Origin of the sequence: Streptomyces sp. (assembly GCF_019510245.1) — a bacterium.
GTDB lineage: Bacteria > Actinomycetota > Actinomycetes > Streptomycetales > Streptomycetaceae > Streptomyces.
In genome coordinates this window covers 1-1,742 of sequence record NZ_JAEKKT010000541.1, presented here as the reverse complement: position 1 = coordinate 1,742, position 1,742 = coordinate 1, and the positions used below count along the sequence as shown (strand labels likewise).

The window sequence follows — 1,742 nt, the reverse complement described above, 5'->3', positions numbered from 1 at the left end:
CCGCCCGGCAGCTCCAGGGCATCGGCGTTCTTGATCACATCCGGCACCGCGGCGGCGGTGAGCTCGTCCAGCGAGCCGTAACCGACCTGCGCGAGCATCTTGGCCCGCGCCTCATGATCAGGGCCGATGTGACGCTGCTCGAAGGGAATTCCCTGTTCGAGCTCGGAAAGCGGAATGCGATGGGCGGTCATTGCGGAGGCCTCCTGGTCTGGCGCGACCTGCGAGGGGTACCCCGGCGCGGGTACCCCGACGGCCTCCCCCTCTGTCATCTCAACCTGAGAGCTTCACCGGGCCGCCCGAGGGCCGCCGGCTTTCACCGTCGGTGAGAGCGGAAGGTGTCGACACCCGCTCTGCTTTCCAGAGTGACCTCGTCCGCGCGGTACGTGAGCCTGAGAGATTCCGGGGAGGATTTGCTCCTTCGGCGCCTCCGATGGTGTCTGGAGGACTCTCCCGCGCGGGGTCAGCAGCCGCTCGCAAGCCTACCAGCGAGGCCACCGCACGAGTCTTCGAGTGGCCGCACACCCCGATGTGCTCTTTCGTAGTGCTTACGACCGCTTCGGATGAGTTGCGACCAAGTGGAGGGCCCGTGCAGACCGACATCGATCCGCGCAACCTGATCGGCCGCAAGGCGTTCGACCGCAACGGCACCAGGATCGGCACCGTCGACGAGGTCTACCTCGACGACGCGACCGGCGTGCCGGAGTGGGCCGCCATACGCACCGGCCTCTTCTCCCGGGACGCCTTCGTCCCCCTGGGGCCGAGCAAGCTGGTCGACGGCACCCTCCGCGTCCCCTTCGACCGCGCCCTCATCAAAGACGCCCCCGACTTCGGGGTGGGCCGCCACCTCTCCCCCGACCAGGAACTCCAGCTCTACCACCACTACGGTCTCGACGTGGCCGCACCGCCTCCGTTCCCGGACCGGGACTTCGGCAAGCTGGCGGGCACGGAGGACGCCGAGGCCTGAGCGCCCGGCACCTCCTCACGCCTGCACCAGGGGCAGCGGCTCAGCGGGCTCCAGCGCGGGATCCTCGACGAGAAACGTCCGCACCCGCCCCGGCTCCGAGTCCGGCGTCTCGAACCGCACGGTCACCCGACCCAGTCCGCTCCCCTGCACCCACCCGTGTCCGTACGCGGCGTGCCGCACATCGTGCCCGGCGACCCACCGCCGCTCGACAGCCGCCTCCCGCTCCTGCACCGGCGCGTCGTCCGCCGGCTCCTCCACGGCGTGATCCACTCCCTCCCCCGCCGCCTGGGCGAACAGATCCTCCTGAGTGAAGTCGGCGAGTCCGCTCACCCCCACCCCCAGCAACCGCACACCCCCCGTGGAGTCCACGCCCTCCAGCAACCGCAGAGCAGCCTCCCGCACGACCGCCGGGTCATCGGTGGGGCCCCGCAAGGTCTCTGACCGCGTCAACGTCGAGAAGTCGTAGCGCCGCACCTTCAGCACGATGGTCCGTCCCGACAGCCCGGCCCCCCGCAGTCTCCGCACACACCGGTCCGCCAGCCGCTGCACCTCCAGACCCACCCGCACCCGGTCATGGATGTCCACGTCGTACGTGTCCTCGACCGACACGGACTTGGTCTCCCGCTCAGCGACCACGGGCCGCTCGTCGTACGCCAGCGCCATCGCGTACAGCCCGTGCCCATGGGCCTCCCCGAGCAGTCGTACGAGCTCGTCCCCGCCCGCCTCCACGATCTCGTCGACCGTATGGATCCCGGCCCGCCGCAGATGATCGCCGGTC

General features: G+C 70.1%; 2 protein-coding genes, 1 pseudogene and 1 riboswitch. Of the genes and pseudogenes, 1 reads left to right on the top strand and 2 read right to left on the bottom strand.

The genetic code is table 11. The features are described from left to right. On the bottom strand, positions 1-191 hold a 191-nt coding region (locus tag JF597_RS55220; RefSeq protein ID WP_294014831.1), incomplete at its 3' end, for a hypothetical protein. A 176-nt stretch (positions 192-367) separates the two neighbouring features. Further along, positions 368-463, bottom strand: a riboswitch (glycine riboswitch). Positions 464-586: 123 nt separating this feature from the next. Between JF597_RS55220 and JF597_RS55215 the strand changes: the two genes are divergently transcribed. Next, the gene (locus tag JF597_RS55215; protein WP_294014829.1) at positions 587-964 is read left to right on the top strand and encodes a PRC-barrel domain-containing protein; all 378 of its coding nucleotides are present in this window, start codon (positions 587-589) and stop codon (positions 962-964) included. 15 nt (positions 965-979) lie between these two features. On the opposite strand, the pseudogene JF597_RS55210 reads toward JF597_RS55215, so the two are convergent. After that, positions 980-1,742 (bottom strand): annotated as a pseudogene (locus JF597_RS55210) (DNA polymerase IV); the annotation flags it as partial.